Origin of the sequence: Bradyrhizobium sp. DN3 (assembly GCF_041357655.1) — a bacterium.
Classification (GTDB): Bacteria; Pseudomonadota; Alphaproteobacteria; order Rhizobiales; family Xanthobacteraceae; genus Bradyrhizobium.
The window spans coordinates 138,733-157,593 of sequence record NZ_JAULLN010000012.1; the positions used below are offsets into that span (position 1 = coordinate 138,733).

Here is an 18,861-nt window from a genome sequence, read left to right on the forward strand (position 1 = left end):
CGGCAGGGATGCCGCGGGGGAGAGGAGCGTCTGAAGGAAGAACCCCGACCGTGGTCGGGGCCCCCGATTCACGCAGGCGCGTGGAGATCAATATTTGGGAAACGTCTGGCCGAGCTTGTAATTGAGCCGTGCCGTGATGAGATCGATGTCCTGGTGGACGCGATCGGCGCCAAAGGCCGCTGGGAAGCTTACATTGCTGCGCTGCATGAACAAGTGGGTATACTCGACGCCAGCTGACCAGTTCGGCGTGAGGCTGACTTCGGCACCGGCGCCCAGCGCGCCACCCCAACGCACATCATTGTTTTTGGTAATCTCGGTGCCAGTAGCCACCGAGTTGACGTGATAGGTGTTGCTGGTCACCGCAGCACCGCCCTTGCCGTAAAGCAGCACGGCATTGAACGCGTAGCCGATATGGCCGGTGAGCAGACCGAACGCATCTGTCTTGGTGCCAATGGTGTCTGCTGGGAAGGCGGTGCTGACATTGGAGCCGCTGAAGTCGGCCCAGTTGCCCTGGCCTTCGATCCCGTAGACCATGTTGAAGATGTGCCAACGATAGCCAATCTGGCCGCCAATGGTACCGCCAGTCGAATTATGACAACCCTCGGAAGTGACGCCATTGAAATCCCAGCAGTTGCGGCCCGTTCCCCAGCCGCCATTGACACCGATATAGTAGCCGGACCAATCGATAATCGGGGCTGCGACCGGCAGCGGTGGCGCCTTGACCTTGACGGGCTGCCCGGCCAAGTCCGCGCCAAATGCGGGAGCGGCCGCACTGAGTGCGCCGATGCTTGCGATCAGAATCAGAAAATTCTTCATTCGAGTGTCGTTCCTTTCGATGCCCCCCGGCGCCGTGCGTTTAACAACATGATCGCGAATTGCTGTAACTGCGGCACAACATGTCTTCGAAAGAAATGGCGCCAATCGCACGCCGCGTCAGATTGTGGAGCGCGCAATTTGCCATGCACTGCCTTGACCGAAATGCTGCGGCCTGACAGTGGTCGCTTGGCGCAGATCCTTCTTTGAATACGATCCGTTCATGACGGCCTGTGATGTGACGCAATGCTGCGAGGTGTTTGGCTCCCTCTGTCGCTAACTGGCGCCAAAGCCAGGCTGCGCCAATGCGCCCCGTGCATGCTCGCTGTTCAGACAGTTCGGCAAATGAAGACCGCTGATCGAGGACGCGTCTTGGGCGCTCAAGCTCATTCTTCCGGCAGGACGGTCGCGCTGCCGCTTGTAATCGTGAGCGATGCGGTGGTGATCGATCACAGGCCTCGATCGCTTTGCCTCCGGACCTATTACAAGTGTAGCACAACATTCCTCAATCTCTACCGGGATCGAGGGACGTCAAGAAGGCAATGCGGCTGCGCTTGACGAGGCTCTCGCTTGAAGTTGCGCAAGCTCGTGCCGAGCTCAAGGTCAGAAGAGAGAACGAATTACGCCAGGGAATATTAGCGCGGCTGTCCCGTCTCGTCGCCGACTTGCTCAGGGGTCCAGCTTACTGGTCCCGGGTGACCAGAAGAGCTGCACAGGCAACAGTCGTCGCGAACGTGCTCGTCGTCAGCGGAGCAGAAAATGAGTGGAGGAAGGTCAGCTCGACCACGCTCTGACCCGGTTGTTTTCCTGACGCATAAGGTCCCCAAGAGCCTTAACGAAGCCAAACCCATCTGGCAGTAGAGGTGCAAGCCTTATTGCTTGGTCGACGGCGTCAGTTCAGCCCGCAAGTTGCGTATCGCCTCGTTCGCCAGATTCAAAGTATTCCGTTCGCCGTTCCTTATCGAACACTCAAGAAAAGTGCGCAACCGGCTATGAAGGACCGTTTTGAGATTATGCGCCAGCAACGGATCCTTCTCGACAAAGCGCCAAGCCTTATCAAATGCGACACTCACGATAGCATCTGGCGCCTGCACTTGCTCGGATAAGAACTGATCCATCTCAACACTCCTCGACATCCTGATACAAGGACGTACCTTGCAAAAGCGAACCGAGAGTCTGTGGGCCTGTCCCAGCAAGTAGGACATCAGGGCCCAGACCGCTTGCGTATCGAGCTGCTCTCGGCGCTTCAATGAAGTCGATATAGATGTTTGTTGAAGTTCCGATGACCGAACGTCGTATTGCCAGGCGCAATTCGAAAATTCTGAAACGGTTGAAACGATCACGCGTTGTTCGCGCGCTTCATTGCCGCAGTGCTCTTGTTGCTTGGCATCGGTCAATAGTTGTGGCTCTTCTTCCTGCAATCGGAAGATCGGCGCCATGCCATCACGACTAAAGCCGAACATGATGAAAATGGGCCGTTCAACTCCTTTCGCAGTCTCAAGCTAAGAAGAGCTCTGATCGCAACTGCTTGTCATGTCGTTTCTGGAATCGTGTGGCGTTTTCCGAACGCTGCTTGTTTGCTTTTCTGACATGTGTCCGCGATCCGTCGTCCTGTTGCTCGACCCTGCGCGTGGCCTCCTGCTCTCGGTGCGGGTTTTGCTCCAGGTGAGTCGCACTAGAGAAGGGGGGCGAGATGCAGCGGCAATTGCGATGCTCTCCTGCCGAATTCGCTGTCGTCCGGCAAAGGAATGTGGGTGCCGTTCGTTGCGCTTTGTAGGAGACAATGCCGCAACGAGGGCCGAACGCATGGAGAGATCACAAGCGGCGATAGCCGTGCGATGTCTCGCACGCATGTGTTGGGTTGCGCTTCCCCGCTATCAGCCCTTGGAGTTGGCCGCAGGCGTTTAAGACACCATAGCTATCAGGCGCTCGAAGAGCTGCAAGGTCTAGCTGGATCGAATGTAACTGTATTATCTCCGGCGCGAGGTGGTTTAATAGGGCGAGCCTGCTTTCGAGCGTGGTGGCGAACAGCCAGCGGAACCGGCGCGCTTACGGGACGGTGAACCCATAAACGCCAAGTCGTCGATCCCTGGTGCGCTCGGGCGTAGCAGTCAGCCCAGCGATAAACGCTCGATAAGCGCGCCATCAACCGCAGAAAAACCAAATCAAATCTCAGTCCGCTGCTGCACGTGACAGAATTAGTTTGGCGATCTTCATTTGGTTGGCGGGAGTTCGCAGCACTTCCGGTAATGCCGCCACGGCCTGATCGAGAAGGCGTCCCAAAACCTGAAGGTCTTCTGGGTGGTAAACGCCACGGTCCCGCGACAGTCGCGCTGTTTGCCGGTCGCCGGCGTGACCCCCGGTTCTCGTATCGCTGAGTTGGCCGAGCTCCAGTTCCGCCGTAATCATTTGGTTTGTGAGTGCGTTTAGCAGTCGGATCGCTTCGAGTTCGTTGCCTTCTTCGCGTATGAGGGCGGCCACGATGTCGAGTTGCAGGTCGATGCGATCCTCGAGGTCTTGTGTGCGTGAATTGGAAGGGTCAAGTTCCACGGTATTGCTCCAAAGTAGTTAAATGCAGGGCAGCAGGCTGAGTAACGGTTGTGCCGTGCTTCCCCGTTCGCGAGACGGCAGACGCGGCGCTACAACGAATGGCTGCTAGCAAGGTGCGCACGCATGGTCGCCGAATGGAGAGGGTGGCAGGCACGTGCCGCGAAAGGACCGCAAAGGCGGAATCGACGGGATAGAACTCCGCGAACAGCGTTGTAGATGGCCCGTCATTTGATTGGACCGTCGAGCCGGTCCAGCGCGTCGGGTAGTGGCAGTGACTCCAGCCAGCGGGGACACCGCTGATGACGGCAAGTCGAGAAGCGCCGCCCGAACTGCTGCGGGATTGTTGTCGCCTGACATAGCGATCCATACGTAACCGGAGCGCTCGCCAGGCGGAGTGCCATACAGAGCGCTTGGCGCTGGACGAAGCTGTTGCTGAAGATGCGCCGTTAGCTGGTCCAGACCGGTCCCCTCATCATGCCAGACAATGATGTCCCAGTCCATGCCAGGCAACCCAGAAATAACATCCGCTACAGACGTCTGCGGTTTCTCTCTGCATTCGTTGACAGGCGATGCCTGGCACGCTGAGGGTGCGGATGGGCTCCTGGAAGCTGCGCGCGCTAAGATACAAGACCGGCAGATCGCGCACGTCCCCCACTCGTTCCGATAGTGATGTAAGGATTGCTGCCAAGGCATAACCGCGTCGGGATATGGTCGAAGAGCGCCGGCGCATAGAATGAGATGAGGTAGCGTCAGTCTGTAGGAAGTGGGTATGGGTGCCGCCCGCCAACGAAGGCTGAGGACGCAAGCAGAGTGAGAATCCACGATCACACGACGTACGGGGGTGGGCAGTAAGATCGCGTGGCTGGTCTCATCACACGGATCGACATCAGTGCCCCGTCCTGGCCGGAGGATATGTGTCTTCTTAGCGCAGTCAGATAGCTGACCGCACTGCTTTGCTTGAAGGCCGCGACAACGGCGGATTGTCGACGCTGCCCGCCTGGTGAGGGCGAAAAGTCCAGCCCGCAACGGTGTAGCGGGCAGTTCGCCTGCCCGAACTCTATGCAGCGCACGCATTTACCCTGGCCAAGCAGTGTGCGTGAGAGCCGATCTTCTTGGCCTTAGTATGATGGGAAAGGGGGAGGCGACAACGCGATAGATTGCGCGCCAGACGTTGCGGCTGGCCATCGGACCGCATCTGCGCCGCACGTGCGTCGATTTCAAAGATTGAGGGGTGTCGTTGGGGATGCAGCCACGAGAAGCTTGAATTGGCCTGCGACTATGCTGAAAGCAAGAAGGATCCATTGTCACACGACATTCGTGAAATGTGCTTTCCGGAAACCGGGCGATCGACTTATGGGGTATTTGGCTGAAATTGGTAAAATCGAAAGTGTTGATGGGATGCATCCAGTTCGTGAATAGCGCACATGAGTAATCTCATCGCCTACATCAAAGGCGGGGTAATTAGTTTTTTTCCCGCCGTCTTGGTTCAGTGAGCTTAAGGGCTTTCAGGCGAGCCTGCTGATTCGTTGATGACAGGCCGTGATTGAGAAGACAAAAAGGTCGCAGCGGTGACCCTTCGAATACCTTTAAATTGGACCCCCAGATGTCACGAAGTTCCAAACTCCTCGATTGCCGCAAGCTGAAGAGAAGACCATGGAATCTCGACGGCGACTATCCACCAGCTCCGGCCTCCCGCAGATGCAGGATGACCCTGAGCAATCGCAGGCCTTCATTGAAAAGGCCCGCGAGATCGAGGCGGACGAAGAGCGTTCGGCTGCGGATGAGTTGATGAAGCGGTTGGCAAAGACTGCCTAAGCCAAAGCTCGCTTCCAAATAGGAGCGCCAGGCGGTCAGATATCGCCGATTTTCTCCAGTATAACGTGTGCCGGACTACCCTCAACCATGAGCGCCTGTAGTTGGCAGGCCAATCGAGCGTCAGGCTCCATCTGCTGTCTGCCGGTACTTGAGCGCCGGTTACAAGCGTACCGCCGGTTGGCGTATATAGGTTGACAGTCCCCTTCATCCGACCGCCCTCCTCGATGTAGGTGCCACTATAGCGAAGGTTCCCAGCGTCGATTCCGACAATCTTGCCGTTGCCGACGTAGACGGCACCGCCGCCAGTTCCGCCCATGCCGACAAAGTTCATTGCGTAAAGCGCGCTCACAACGAAGAATTCCCTTCAGCAGAGTTTCATGTGTCGAAGCAACGAAGAAGCGCAGTCCGAAAGATTGACCGGTTGATCGCTGCCATTGAGGCTGACCGACGCCTTTGCGCCCAGGGCAAGCGACGACCAAAATCGCAACCAGCTTCGGACATAATCTCAGCGCGTCGATCTACTTGCCAAGTGTATGATTCCCCAATCTAGACATTATCCGGCAAAACTATCGAGAATTTCAGCTTTGATTGCTGTTGCGGTGTACAGGGAAGTCTCCAGCGGAAGGTTTCCGAATGCAAGCTGGCAAAGCAGGTAGTTGGCACCTGCCTCTTCCATCTGGTTAAGAAGGAGCTGTCGGACGGAAGCTGGCGTTCCGACGACGCACAATTCGCTCTCAAGCGCTGCATCGAAGGTCAGCGGGAGGGCGGGCGGTGTCGGAATGGCATTCAGCTCGTAAAGAAACGTGAAGCTCTCCAGCCATCGTCGATACGCAGTTTCGGCCGCCGCATGAGCGTCCTGGTCGGATTTCGCAATCACGACCATGCGGGCCAGCCCGAGCAATGGCTCGCGACCGTGGGCGGTTGTATTGTGCGCTCGATGGGAGCGGTAGGCATCCGTAACGTTCCGGACAACACAGGCGCGGCCTATGCACGCCAGATTGGCGCCATTTGCAGCGGCCCACTGCGCCGTTTCGACCCGATTACTCGCGATCCAGGTCGGCGGATATGGACGTTGATGAGGCCTCAAGGTTAAGGGTATGTCCCTCAGCTCAAAGTGGTGTCCCTGATAAGATAGCGTATGCCCCTTCAGCGCAATATTCAGGATTTCGCTGGCTTCCGTATAACGGCTTGGTGCGGCGTCTGCACTGATGCCGAAATAGCTCCATTCAATCGGCTGGGAGCCGCGGCCTATCCCGAGCTCGAGCCTGCCGCCGCTCAATTGGTCAAGCATGCAGATCTCTTCGAATGCGCGCAATGGATGATAAAGGTTGAGCAAAAGGACGAGCGGACCGAAGCGTAATCGCCGGGTGCGCTGCGCGACGCTTGATAGAAACAGGTTCGGCGAGGGCCCTCTGCCATGAGGTGTGCAGTGGTGTTCGGCCAGGTGATAAGCGTAGAAGCCGAGGGAATCGCAGACCTCCGCCAGCTTGAGACGATCTTCATATTGTCGTGCGGCATCTCGGCCGTCGTCGTCCAAATGGTCGAAAATGCCGCACGTTAGTCTTGAAAGGCCACTCTTCACTCGATCAATCTCCGATTATGGGCTAGGTGGCGAGTCCTGGTTGCTTCATGCCGTCGCGCTCAAAGAGGTCTCGTTCGTCATTTGACCGTTTAGGGCGTTTCCTTTTGGGTGCGTGGATCTGATTGCACGGTGTGATTGGCTCACGATAATGCGCAGATGGCGGCCCGGCCGTTACTTTGACTGGCGAAGCGCCTCCACACCAAGCATGTGCTCGACCAGAAGCATCGATGGCTTGGCGTTCTCCTCTTCCTGGGCTTCAACTGCTTGGCCGCAGAAACGTCCATGCCGCCAAACCTGGCACAATTGTAGATCGCCGCTTCAGAAATGCTGTGCCTGCCTGCCAGATCAGCTCGGTACGGCTACTATTTGTCTATCGTCAGACGTAGCGCCTCCTTCAGGTCGACATCGGGTAGCTCTGCGAGCGCCGCAGCGAACGCTAAAAACGCTCCAAAAGCTGCAAGTATAAGAGAGCTTGCGAGTATCGCTGCTCCAACGTTATGAGGGCGTCTCATCATCCGTGTCACTTTGAGTTTGGGGAGACGGCGTTGATGCCAATCAGTTCTGCTGGACAGTTTCAACACGGCCGTCGCGCCAGCGGTAAACCAGAAAACCAGGAGCCGCGTTGTCTCCCTTTGTATCGAACCGGACTGGGCCAATCACGGTGTCGATCGGCCGTGAACGAAGTGCACTGGCGACGCGCGCAGCATTGAAGGAGCCGGTCCGGTTCACCGCTTCTGCCCATGCTTGCACGGCTGCATAGGCGTAAAGCGTGTAGCCTTCAGCGGACAGGTTGGAAGCTTGGAGTCCGGCGACCACGCCGGCCGCATTGGCATTCCTGGCGGGGTCCGGCATGAAGGTAAACAATGTGTCATTCCCAGCGCTGCTGGTAATGGCCCAGAATTCAGAGGTCATCAACGGATCGTTCGCCATGACTATGAGTCCCGCTCCTGCTTCTGATGCCTGGCGTACAAACAATCCGATTTCGGTATGATAGCCGCCGATATAGGCAACGCGCACCCGATCCTTCTTCATTCTTGAGACCAGCGCCCTGTAATCCTTTTCACCGGCTACATAGCTTTGCCGAATGACTTGTTCACCGAATCTCTGAAGCTGTGCCTGAACCACGTCGGCAATACCCTTGCCTGCGGTGCTCTTGTCGTCGAGCACCGCGATCTTGTGGTTAGGATAGTTCCTGTGAATGTACTCAGCGGCAACGGTGCCCTGTTGGTCGTCGCGGCCGCAGATCCGAAAGACAGTCTCAAGGCCGCGCTCTGTTAGCTGAGGATTGGACGAGCCAGGTGACAGCTGAACGATGCCTGCTTCGGCGTAGATGTCGGAGGCCGGGATCGACGAAGAGGAACAAAAATGGCCAACGACCAACCGAACCCGCTCTGTTGTGAGCTTATTCGCAACTGCGACAGCTTGCTTCGGGTCGCAGGCGTCGTCGGCGACGCTCAATATCACCTTGGTATCGGGAAGTAGGCCCGAAGCATTCAATGCCTCGACCGCCGCAGCCGCACCAACGCGCATTTGCTCGCCGAACGCAGCGCTGCTTCCGCTCATTGGGCCAGCCACGGCAATATTGACCTCGGAGCCGCGCGCAGCCGAGGCGAGGGCGCAGAAGAGAAGCGCTGCACTCGCAGCAAAAGCGTAACGCCCATTTAACATTGTAAAGCTCCCAATGCTCACCTGAAGTGAACCGCCAGCAGCTGTGATCAGACGCGCCTGCAGGTCGAGGCTGCCGACCAAGCGAAGCGTGCGTTAGGTCGGCCAGATTGCGACCACGGTGGAGCCTACAATTTGACGTTACGTGCGGTTCAAGCCCCTTTTGAAGGAGGCCTCGATCAATGCGTCAGGGGAGCGCGGATCGGTGAGACGATGACGATCTGTCCCATTGAGTCCTTAAAACTGTCGGCCCGCATCAGAGCCGCCGATCAACCAAGCGTCATCGCGTTTTCAGCTTGCCAAGGCCGATCGGCAGCCTTGTGCGGAGCCGGCCATGAGAACGTCATTACGGCTGATCCTCCAACCCGCCAAGGGCGAGGTCGAGATACTGCATGAGGCAGGGATCCCAACCAGCCAGACTTTGGGGGGCGCTTAATCGTGCAAGTACCTTCAGGATCATGGAAACGCGTGAGTCGGCGCCGGCGATTTCGCTGATCAGCAAGCGTGCTGCAGCTGCGACGGCCTTGGCCCGCTCGCCGCAAGGGTGCTCGCCTCGATCCATGCAATCACGCAGGTCGTCGCGGATCCGCCGCCACCGCTCCTCGCGATCTGCAGCTAACTTGCAGGTGCATCGGGACGTCTGACTACGCGTCTCGACCCGCGACATCGCATTCAGGGTGGCAGGCAGCTCATCCACACTGACCTGGCTCTCGCGGTCGATGGTCATGTTGCGCAAACGGTCGCGCAGCAGAGTTGCTCGAGCGACTTGAAGTTCTATCCGCTCTAGATGTTTGCGCAGCAGGTCGATGAGTGAGGTCGAGCCCTCCATAGCTTTACGGATCTCGACAAGGGAGAAGCCAAGCTCACGTAGCGCGCGAATCTGGTGAACCCGCTGCACGCTTTCACGGTCGTACATCCGGTGGCCGCCGTCAGTACGCTCTGAGGCTGCTAGGAGCCCCGTGTGTTCATAATGATGCAGCGTGCGTACCGTTACTCCGGTCGCCTCTGCAAGTTCGCCAATGCGCCATCGACGCCTTCGTGGTGTAGCTTTGCTCATGTTGTTCAATTTAAAGCCTACAACCTGACGTCACGTATGATTCAAGCTATTTCAAAGCTCTAGCCGGATCGTCTTCCATTCCAGCGCGAGAATGGTGACTATCCTCAGAATGCCGGGGGATCAACCCTGAGAGGAAATGGTGATCAACAAGTTCGTCAGGCATGCCACTTGAGCCTTGCCAGCCGCGGTACGCTCCAGGATGAGTTTGGCGATTGCTGTGCGATTTTCCGGATTTCGCATCGATGGGGGTAGCGCGGTGACCGCGCCATCATAAAGGCTTCCCAGGACGGAAAGCTCTTCCGGATCGAACACCCCGCTGCATTGCTCCAATGTCAGCTCCTTGTTTGTCATTGCGTCAGGGCACCGCACGTCGTCAAGACGTTTGGCTGCGGTAGGGCCGAAAGAAGTCAGACCGGCGGCGCAGAGCGACGAGGGTGCGATGTACTCCAGGGTGATGCGACAGGGCAACACGCGTGCGAGATGCTTGCTTCGACAGCGCAAGAGATCGTGGTCATATGCATGATCGATGACCACCACGCTCACTGTGCATGGTGGTACTTCTGCGAAGAAGCCGAATCGTCTCCCTCATCGGGAGCCACTACTGATTCGGAGAGTTGACGACGACATCCCCCCTTCCGATCCTAGCTGTATCGAGGCCCGGCGGCCGGGGTTGCAACGTAAGGCCTGGCTTGGCAGTGAACGCGTCGCTCCGTCCCTGTCTCTAAAACCAGGCCAACAGTCTGAGCCGCCGCTCGCATGTCGCGCCTAATGCCAACATGCGAAAGAGCGACACAACGTCGTCATGATAGCCGTCCGCTGCGAGGGCCTCTATTCAGCGACAATGAGTTCGAGCGAGGCGAGCCTGAATTGTCTGCGTTGAGACATGCGTTGAGATATGAGGTTCGCAGCCGTTGCGAACGTCCTTACGACAAAGGCGAGACAGATCGTGCGAAATCTCCGGCAGTATCCGCTCGTTCCGAAGTGCAGATGATGGAGGGCTCTTGTGCAGTTGCCATGCGGGTGGCCTCCTGCAACAATATCTCTCGCATCCAGAGGCTTTCCGGGTCGCTGTTGTGAAGCACGGGCCATTGGACTGCCTCAGTGAAGGCGGGGAATGGCTGCGGAAGCTCGGCAATCCGAAGGGGCATCGTTCTTTGGAAATGCTTTACGAGCCCTAATGGCATCGTCCCTATGCGGTTCGTATCTACCAGTAGGGGCGGGATCATGCTGAAGCTCTGCACGAGAATGTCGATGCGCCGATTGAGGCCGAGATCGAGTAAAAAGGATTCCTCGATCGGCGTCTTGCGCGCAGCTCCGAGCTTAACCGCAACGTGGCCCATCGACATATACCGATCAAATGTAAGCCGCGGTAGTAGGTGGCTGTTCGTGCAGCAGCCTACGCAGACGAGTCTCTCCTCGAATAGGGCCGCCCTGGGGTGCGCGCTGGACATGAATAATTCCGGCAAGATAACAAAATCGACTTCGCCGCGGCGGAGAAGCTCATCGTGCTCATCGGTGAGCGCCACAAGTTCGAAGCTGACGGCGGGTGCTTCTCGCGCGACGCGCTCCACGACATTTCGGAAGAATACGACTGTTATGAAATCAGAAAGGCCGATCCGGAATCGCCGATTCGATCGAGCTGGGTCGAACACGTCCCGCGCCATAATTGAGAGCTCAATGTGCATTAGAGCCTCGCGCACAGGAGCTGCGAGTCCTTCCGCGCGTGAGGTCGGGACAAGTTCCCGCCCCCTCATCCCAAACAGCTCATCACGGAAATAGGAGCGCAGCCGGGCAACGGCTGCGCTCATGGCCGGCTGACTGAGGTTAATCTTGCGTGCCGCTGCGGTGAGGTTGCGCTCGGTCATTAGAGCATCCAGCGCGACGAGAAGATTTAGATCTAGACCTTTGAAACGCATTCTTCTTATCCGGCACAAACGTCCTTGCGGCGCATACGACAAGCGGCGACGGCTGCGTCTGAAGCGGTCCTATTGGCTCGCCGAATGGACATCGGTTCCATCGTGCGATCGCGTAAAGACGCTCGCGAAGTGACCGCAAGAATGGAGAGCAACGCGGTAGGCCGATCAGCAGCGGCCGGAAACCGTCAGGAGTCCCGAAGCTGATCGGTCTCGCTGCTTCCGGCGGGCCCGGTCAGTTCGTTAATGGCAGATCAACCCCAGCGTCCGGCCAGCGCCGTGAGTTCGCCAAAGCGCCCATCGACGGCCGCGTAGCGCAGCGTTAGTCACGGCGGTTAACCTACAACCTGACGCAGTGTGCGGTTCAAGCGATTTTATCGGGCAAGCTAAACATTATTGTGCTTGAGGAGGCGTGTTCTGCCGCGTAGTGCCTGGCCTCACCTGTTTGCAGTGCAAGCGAATTCAACCACACCTGCGAGGTCACCACGCTCACCACTCGGCAAGTCTTCCCGACCGATCGCCGCCTCGCGGCGGTCTCTGGCAGCTTCGCCCCAGAGACGTTGAAGTGACGAAAGGGGCCGAGCACGTCGAAGGAGTTATAGCGTATTTGGAACTTTCCGAGCGCGGCTTATGGCGAGCCTAGCAGCGCCGGCGAGTTGGAGGCTCCTGATGCCCAGATGCCATGTTGGACGCCTCCTCCAGCAATATCCGCCGCATCCAAATGCTCGCCGGGTCGGTATTGTGAAACGCAGGCCACTGCAAAGCCTCGGTGAATGTGGGCAGGGGAAGCGGTGGCTCGACGATCCGCAGTGGCATCCGCTTTTCGAAGTGTCTGGCGAGCCGTAAGGGCATTGTGCCGATCCGGCCCGTGTCCAACAATATGGGCGGAATCAGGCTAAAGCCCTGCACAACGACCTCAATGCGTCTCTTGAGGCCGTGCTCAAGCAAAAACCATTCTTCTAGGTTTGGTCTCAGGGCTCGTCCGAACTTGGCCGTAACGTGCCCCATCGAAATGTATTTTTCGAACGTAAGCTGCCGCGATAGCTGTTTGTTCGCGCGGCAGCCCACGCATACGAGGGTCTCGTCGAACAGCGTCGCCTTAGGGTGCGCGCTCGACATGAACAATTCCGGCAGAATGAGAAAGTCGACCTCGCCGCGGCGGAGCAGCTCATCGGGTTCATCGGAAAATGGCAGCAATTCGAACCGCACCGCGGGAGCTTCCTGCGCAACACGGTCCACGATTCTACGAAAAAAGACGATTGTCATGAAATCGGAGAGAATGACCCTGAAGCGTCGGCTCGATTGAGTCGGGTCGAATGCGTCCCGTGATATGATCGAGAGTTGGATGTGCAGCAGGGCCTCGCGAACCGGACCTGCAAGCGCCTCCGCGCCAGGTGTCGGGACGAGCTCGCGACCTCTCATGGTAAATAGTTCATCGCGGAAATAGGTGCGCAGCCGCGCGATCGCAGCGCTCATAGCGGGCTGGCTCAGGTTAATTTTGCGCGCCGCCGCTGTGAGGTTGCGCTCCGTCATCAGAGCATCGAGCGCAACGAGAAGATTTAGATCAAGTCCCTTGAACCGCATGTTGTGAGTCTATCCATCGTGTGGATGTGTTCTATCGAAACAATCGATTTTACCAAACTGCGGGATGTTGGATAGCAAACATCAGTTTGGAAAAGTAATCAGGCATACCACGATGGCTGCTGGTCGCTCCCGCGGGCTCAGAGAAAAACTTCTGGACGTGCGAGCAGCACGCCGCATCCGTTTCGAGGGCGGCTATGGGCGCGCCGTGCGAGCCACGTCGATTCTTCTCAGCGCGAAGCTCGCTCAATGGGATACCAGGCGGATCCCGATAAACCTTGGTTTGCGTATTCCATCCGTTTCCATATTGGAGGTTTACTCGCGTACACTTGAGAGCGCGTTCAGCCTCATTCTAGTGTCGCGAAATAGCGGCAGGCGCAGATTGCGGATGCCAAGCATTTCAGGCGAATCTCCAAATGGCTCGCCTGTTCACCGCATTCAGGGCGTGTCGAAGATGCATAAGAACCAGTTTGATCTGATGCCGCTCCGATGCGCCATCGATGAGGCCCCGCGCATCGATGGCCTGCCTTCAGACGTCAAAACATCGACAGCGATGCTGGACGAGGCGGAAAAGCGCCGTGGTGCAGACAGGTTCTGGTTAGTCCAATCGCTTCGTCGGTATCTTCCGGCCTATCGCGCGCAGGGCATTGGTCGGGTGACGACGCGAACGATGCGATCGCTTCATCGCGAGAGAAGGCGCGAGGCGCGGTGCAGGCGAGGGGTGCCGAGCTCCGACGGGGCATGGCAGCGCCATTTCAGTGTGGACCGGCGCTTTGGCGGGTAGCGAGTTCACGTGACCATCTCCGCTCTTAATTCCACTGGCGCAAGGAAGCCCGCCATGAACATTGCCGTATCCCGGACTGCGGAAGCTCCTTCTGCACGCGCTCAAGTGCAGTGGAGCCGTCGCTGGGAAAACGAATTGCAGCTCACCGATCATGCCGAACTCGCCGAGTTCTTCCGCAAGAGTTACGGGCCGACCGGTGCGTTCAATGCGCAGCCATTTGAGGGCAACCGAAGTTGGGCCGGGGCGAGGCCTGAGGTCCGCATTATCGGTTACGACGCGCGCGGGGTAGCCGCTCATGTCGGGCTACTACGCCGCTTCATCAAGATTGGCGGGGTCGATCTACTCGTTGCCGAACTGGGGTTATATGCGGTGCGTCCGGATCTCGAAGGGCTGGGAATCAGCCACGCAATGCGCGTGACGTATCCGATACTGCAGGAGCTTGGGGTTCCATTCGGCTTCGGTACGGTTCGGCCTGCGCTTGAGAAACATATGACTCGACTGGTCCAAAGGCAGGGGCTCGCCACCCTCATGTCTGGCATTCGCGTCCGCTCCACGCATCCGGATGTCTATCCCAGTTTGTCGCCGATCCGCATCGAAGACGTGATCGTGGTGGTTTTCCCGGTTGGACGCTCGATAAGCGAGTGGCCGGCAGGGACGATCATCGATCGGAACGGGCCTGAGCTGTGAAAGCGCTTTTCCCCCTATCTGCTGTCCGCTGCGACTACGCTGACGTGAGCGGAAGTCGCCCTGTCTATTTGACCTTTGACGATGGGCCAAATCCATTCTGCACGCCAGAGGTGCTCGATGTGCTGGCGCAACATGGGGTTCCGGCGACGTTCTTCGTGATCGGCACGTACGCGGCCGACCAACCTGAACTCATTCGACGAATGATTGCGGAAGGGCATGAGGTTGCGAACCACACGATGACGCATCCAGATCTATCCAGATGCGGACCTGCGGAGGTGCACGATGAAGTGCTGACGGCGAGCGAGGCGATCCGTTTGGCGTGCCCGCAGGCCTCGCCCAGGCACATGCGAGCACCTTACGGCATATGGACACAAGAGGTGCTCGCTATGTCAGCGAGCGCTGGTCTTACAGCTGTGCACTGGTCGGTCGATCCGAGAGATTGGTCCCGCCCCGGGGTCGATAGAATTGTGAATTCAGTACTGGCGAGCGTTCGCCCGGGTGCAATCGTGCTCCTGCACGACGGATATCCTCCCGATGAGGAGAGACTGTGCACTGATGCCACGCTGCGTGATCAGACCACGATGGCGCTGTCATATCTGATTCCGGCATTACAACGGCGCGGGTTTGTAATCCGTCCACTTCCTCAACTTCACTGAACAAAAACTGAGACCCTATGGACCTGCTCGCTACAACCAGCGCTGTCGCCGTTTCGTCTTATGCGCTGCTCTCGACTATCTACAAAAGCGCGCAAGCGCTTTATGCCCAGCCGGCGATTAAGTCATCGCTGCAGGACAAGCCGGTACAATCCGAGGTGGTCCTTCCCACTGTGGACGTCATCGTGCCGTGCTTCAACGAGGATCCAAACACGCTCGCGGAATGTCTGGAGTCGCTTGCGAATCAAGACTATGCCGGAAAGCTACAGGTCTATGTGGTCGACGACGGATCTGCAAATCGCGACGTTGTCGCGCCTGTACACAAGATCTATGCAAACGATCCGAGATTCAGCATCCTCTTGCTGGCAAAGAACGTTGGGAAGCGCAAGGCGCAGATCGCTGCAATACGCAGCTCATCCGGGGACCTGGTGCTCAACGTGGACTCGGATACGATACTTGCTGCTGACGTTGTCACGAAGCTTGTATTGAAGATGCATGACTCGCAAGTCGGTGCGGCCATGGGTCAGTTGATAGCGAGCAATCGCAGCGAAACCTGGCTGACCAGGCTGATCGACATGGAATACTGGTTGGCGTGCAACGAAGAGCGCGCGGCACAGGCTCGTTTCGGTGCCGTCATGTGCTGCTGCGGCCCATGTGCCATGTATCGTCGCTCCGCGCTCGCCTTGCTTCTTGATCAATACGAAGCGCAATTCTTTCGTGGGAAGCCGAGCGATTTCGGCGAGGATCGCCATCTAACGATCCTCATGCTCAAGGCGGGGTTTCGAACCGAATACGTCCCGGACGCAATCGCAGCAACAGTCGTCCCGGACAGTCTTGGGCCATATCTGCGTCAGCAACTCCGCTGGGCGCGCAGTACCTTTCGGGACACGTTTCTTGCATTACGCCTGCTGCCAGAGCTCGATGGCTATCTGACGCTAGACGTTATCGGGCAAAATCTCGGCCCGTTGCTTCTCGCCCTTTCATCCCTGGCTGCGCTCGCGCAGTTCCTAATCGGCGGCTCTGTACCCTGGTGGACGGGATTGACGATTGCAGCAATGACAATGGTCCGGTGCAGTGTGGCAGCCCTTCGTGCTCGCGAACTGCGGTTTCTCGGCTTCTCGCTCCACACACCGATCAATATCTTTCTCTTACTTCCTTTGAAGGCTTATGCGCTTTGTACATTGAGCAACAGCGATTGGCTATCGCGCAAGGTCGCCAATGTGCCGGCCGAAGGGGAAAAGCAGTCTGTCATCCCGCACCCGAACGCTGGACGAAGTCCTGCAATTATGGGAGGGATGTCTGGCACAATTTGTAAGGCGGGAGTTTCGCACCGTCCATCGAGCCTGGCAGCGACGGAGAGTGTTTGCGGTCGCGATCGTTCGACTGCCTACAAATAGGTGGTTGTTTCATGACCCTGGACACAAACCATCAGCTATTAGAGCGAGAGTTGGCTGTCGACGATCCATGGCGCCTCGACAGTAGTTCGTTCGAGCAGGAGCGGTACGCGCAAATGCTCCGGATGTCGCGTTGCAACGGAGATGTTGCGCATGCCCTCGAAGTAGGATGTGCAGCCGGTGCATTCACGGACATGCTGGCGCCGCTATGCAAACGACTCACCGTGGTCGATGTCATGCCGCAGGCGATCGAGCGAGCGCAACTCCGGACAAGGAAGTGGTCACATATCACGTGGGTGACCTGCGACATTCAGCGGTTCTCGACCATTGAGCAGTTCGATTTGATCGTCGTGGCCGAGGTTCTTTACTACCTCAAGGACATTGTCGAGATGCATGCGGCTATCCGCAATCTGGTGAGTATGCTTGCGCCAAATGGAGCTCTGATCTTCGGGTCCGCACGTGATGCCACATGTCAACGCTGGGGTCATGCTGCTGGTGCCGAAACGGTGATCGCTCTCTTCAACGAGAACCTATCGGAGGTCGATCGTCTGCACTGCCACAGCGAGTCGGTCAACGAAGACTGCTTGATCGTCCGCTTCCAGAAACCGGGTCACTCGTCAGAACAATCAAACGTCGGTCACTAGGCCAGGGGGTCGTATGCGCATCTGCGGCATCAAGTTAACACATGACGGGGCAATTGCTGTCGTCGAGGACGGGCGGCTTGTCTTTTGCACCGAGCAAGAGAAGCGCGGCAACAGTCCACGCTATCAGTCCGTCGACAATCTCGATGCAGTCGTGCTCGCCTTGGCGGAGCATGGTCTGGATCCGCGGGATATCGATCAGTTCGTCATCGATGGCTGGGATGGTGAGATCGAGTCGCAGTTCCATGTCAACAGTGGAGCTGTGCCGATCTCATTGAAAGGGGCGCCATATGTCGAGCGCCATGCTGAGGGCCTTCTTGATGCCGTCGACGGCTTTGGCCTGATCCTCGGCGGCAAGGTGTTCCCATATAAGAGCTACCCGCACGTCACGGGCCACGTTACGTCTGCATATAGCACCAGTCCCTTTGCCACCGCGGGAAAACCCGCGTTCTGTCTGGTATGGGACGGCTGCATCTTTCCACGTCTTTATTATGTCGAACCTCGGCGGGCACGGCTCATTGGATCCCTGTTTCCGATGATCGGCCATGCCTATGCTGCCGCGGGCCTTCACTTCGGACCTTACAGGCAGCCGAACCGCTCGAGTTGGGATCTGGGCATCGCCGGCAAGCTGATGGCCTACATCGCGCTTGGCTCTGTCGACGAAAGCATCGTGTCAGTGTTTCAGGAGCTTTATGAAAAGCGCTTCGCGGCTGACACGGAGCAGGCGCGTCGCTACCGCGCTGACATCAACAATGCGGAATCGTCTCTTGCAGCTCTGCATGACTTCTTCGAGGCAAGCGCATTGCGCCTGACGGCCAAGCGAGCGGAGGACGTCCTTGCGTCGTTTCATGTGTTCCTGGAACGTCTTCTTGTCAAGGAAATCGCGATGGTTCTGCTGCGGCACTCGTCGCTTCCGGGAGCGCGAAATCTATGTGTCGCCGGAGGCTGCGGTCTCAATATCAAGTGGAACAGCGCGCTTCGTGCGACGGGATTGTTCGATGATGTCTGGGTGCCGCCGTTTCCGAATGACAGCGGTTCGGCAATCGGCGCTGCTTGCGGTGCGATGGCGGCGCAAAATGGCTTCGGGCCGTTGGAATGGTCAGTCTACAGTGGTCCGGCCCTGCAGGACAGCGAGCTTCCGTCGGACTGGGAGGCCGCGCCGTGCAGTCTACGTGAACTTGCGGCGATTCTCGCCGACAACAAGCCGATCGTCTTCCTTTCCGGCCGCGCCGAGCTTGGGCCGCGGGCGTTGGGCGGGAGAAGCATTCTTGCAGCCCCAAGCTCCCCGGCAATGAAAGATCATCTCAACGACATTAAGCGTCGCGAGCACTTCCGACCGGTGGCGCCGATTTGTCTGGAGGATCGGGCGCCGGAGATCTTCAGCCCAGGCACGCCAGATCCTTACATGCTCTTCGATCACCAGACCCGGGCGGAATGGCGCGACAAGATCCCCGCTGTGATCCATCTTGACGGCTCGGCGCGCCTGCAGACAATTTCCCGCAACTCTCCGCACCAAATCGCCGCGCTTCTCGTCGAATTTGAGCAACTCACGGGCATTCCGCTGCTCTGCAACACGAGCGCCAACCTCCACGGACGCGGATTCTTCCCGGATGCTGCGGCGGCCTGCCAATGGGGGCGTGTCGAGCATGTGTGGTGCGACGGCGTGCTCTGGACCAAAACGGCCGTCAAGAAGCCATCGTCTGCGGAACGACTTCTGTCAGCCTAA

General features: G+C 57.9%; 16 protein-coding genes. 7 read left to right on the top strand and 9 right to left on the bottom strand.

The genetic code is table 11. The annotated features are described in order from the left end of the window. Positions 1-87 precede the first annotated feature (87 nt). The 3 genes from AAE027_RS19435 to AAE027_RS19445 form a co-directional block, all read right to left on the bottom strand. A complete protein-coding gene (locus AAE027_RS19435; protein WP_370987079.1) occupies positions 88-816 on the bottom strand; it encodes an outer membrane protein in 729 nt (242 codons plus the stop codon). An 869-nt stretch (positions 817-1,685) separates the two neighbouring features. Next, positions 1,686-2,276: a hypothetical protein gene (locus AAE027_RS19440; RefSeq protein WP_479714229.1), complete on the bottom strand. Its 591-nt coding sequence runs from the start codon at positions 2,274-2,276 to the stop codon at positions 1,686-1,688. A gap of 709 nt (positions 2,277-2,985) precedes the next feature. Next, a complete protein-coding gene (locus AAE027_RS19445) occupies positions 2,986-3,363 on the bottom strand; it encodes a NolY (RefSeq protein WP_370987077.1) in 378 nt (125 codons plus the stop codon). A gap of 1,653 nt (positions 3,364-5,016) precedes the next feature. On the opposite strand from AAE027_RS19445, the gene AAE027_RS19450 reads away from it, so the two are divergent. Next, positions 5,017-5,178 carry a hypothetical protein gene (locus AAE027_RS19450; RefSeq protein WP_370987076.1) on the top strand — a complete coding sequence of 54 codons (162 nt, stop codon included), beginning with the start codon at positions 5,017-5,019 and terminating at the stop codon, positions 5,176-5,178. 553 nt (positions 5,179-5,731) lie between these two features. Here the strand turns inward: AAE027_RS19450 and AAE027_RS19455 are convergent. From AAE027_RS19455 to nodD1, 6 genes are all read right to left on the bottom strand, one after another. Continuing rightward, positions 5,732-6,760, bottom strand: coding sequence for an LLM class flavin-dependent oxidoreductase (locus tag AAE027_RS19455; RefSeq protein ID WP_370987075.1), 1,029 nt, complete (start codon positions 6,758-6,760; stop codon positions 5,732-5,734). 555 nt (positions 6,761-7,315) lie between these two features. After that, complete coding sequence (locus tag AAE027_RS19460) at positions 7,316-8,509, bottom strand: branched-chain amino acid ABC transporter substrate-binding protein (RefSeq protein ID WP_370987074.1); 1,194 nt, start codon at positions 8,507-8,509, stop codon at positions 7,316-7,318. A 262-nt stretch (positions 8,510-8,771) separates the two neighbouring features. Next, positions 8,772-9,482, bottom strand: coding sequence for a MerR family transcriptional regulator (locus tag AAE027_RS19465; RefSeq protein WP_208753027.1), 711 nt, complete (start codon positions 9,480-9,482; stop codon positions 8,772-8,774). A 120-nt stretch (positions 9,483-9,602) separates the two neighbouring features. Further along, entirely contained in the window at positions 9,603-10,019 is a 417-nt protein-coding gene (locus AAE027_RS19470; protein ID WP_370987073.1) for a hypothetical protein, read from the bottom strand. A 386-nt stretch (positions 10,020-10,405) separates the two neighbouring features. Then, on the bottom strand, positions 10,406-11,398 hold the full coding sequence (gene nodD2, locus AAE027_RS19475; RefSeq protein WP_091886369.1) for a transcriptional regulator NodD2: 993 nt from the start codon (positions 11,396-11,398) through the stop codon (positions 10,406-10,408). Positions 11,399-12,034: 636 nt separating this feature from the next. Further along, positions 12,035-12,979, bottom strand: coding sequence for a transcriptional regulator NodD1 (nodD1, locus tag AAE027_RS19480; protein ID WP_130214172.1), 945 nt, complete (start codon positions 12,977-12,979; stop codon positions 12,035-12,037). Positions 12,980-13,091: 112 nt separating this feature from the next. Between nodD1 and AAE027_RS19485 the strand changes: the two genes are divergently transcribed. The 6 genes from AAE027_RS19485 to nodU are packed head-to-tail and all read left to right on the top strand — an operon-like array spanning position 13,092 to position 18,861. Further along, entirely contained in the window at positions 13,092-13,760 is a 669-nt protein-coding gene (locus tag AAE027_RS19485) for a NodY (protein ID WP_370987072.1), read from the top strand. 54 nt (positions 13,761-13,814) lie between these two features. Continuing rightward, complete coding sequence (locus AAE027_RS19490; RefSeq protein WP_091886376.1) at positions 13,815-14,447, top strand: NodA family N-acyltransferase; 633 nt, start codon at positions 13,815-13,817, stop codon at positions 14,445-14,447. Continuing rightward, the gene (gene nodB, locus AAE027_RS19495; protein ID WP_130214173.1) at positions 14,444-15,103 is read left to right on the top strand and encodes a chitooligosaccharide deacetylase NodB; all 660 of its coding nucleotides are present in this window, start codon (positions 14,444-14,446) and stop codon (positions 15,101-15,103) included. The genes AAE027_RS19490 and nodB overlap by 4 nt, the downstream gene beginning before the upstream one ends. 17 nt (positions 15,104-15,120) lie before the next feature. Next, a complete protein-coding gene (nodC, locus tag AAE027_RS19500) occupies positions 15,121-16,497 on the top strand; it encodes a chitooligosaccharide synthase NodC (RefSeq protein WP_370987071.1) in 1,377 nt (458 codons plus the stop codon). A gap of 11 nt (positions 16,498-16,508) precedes the next feature. After that, complete coding sequence (gene nodS / locus AAE027_RS19505) at positions 16,509-17,138, top strand: nodulation methyltransferase NodS (RefSeq protein ID WP_130214175.1); 630 nt, start codon at positions 16,509-16,511, stop codon at positions 17,136-17,138. Between the two features lie 13 nt (positions 17,139-17,151). Further along, a complete protein-coding gene (gene nodU / locus AAE027_RS19510) occupies positions 17,152-18,861 on the top strand; it encodes a nodulation protein NodU (protein WP_370987070.1) in 1,710 nt (569 codons plus the stop codon).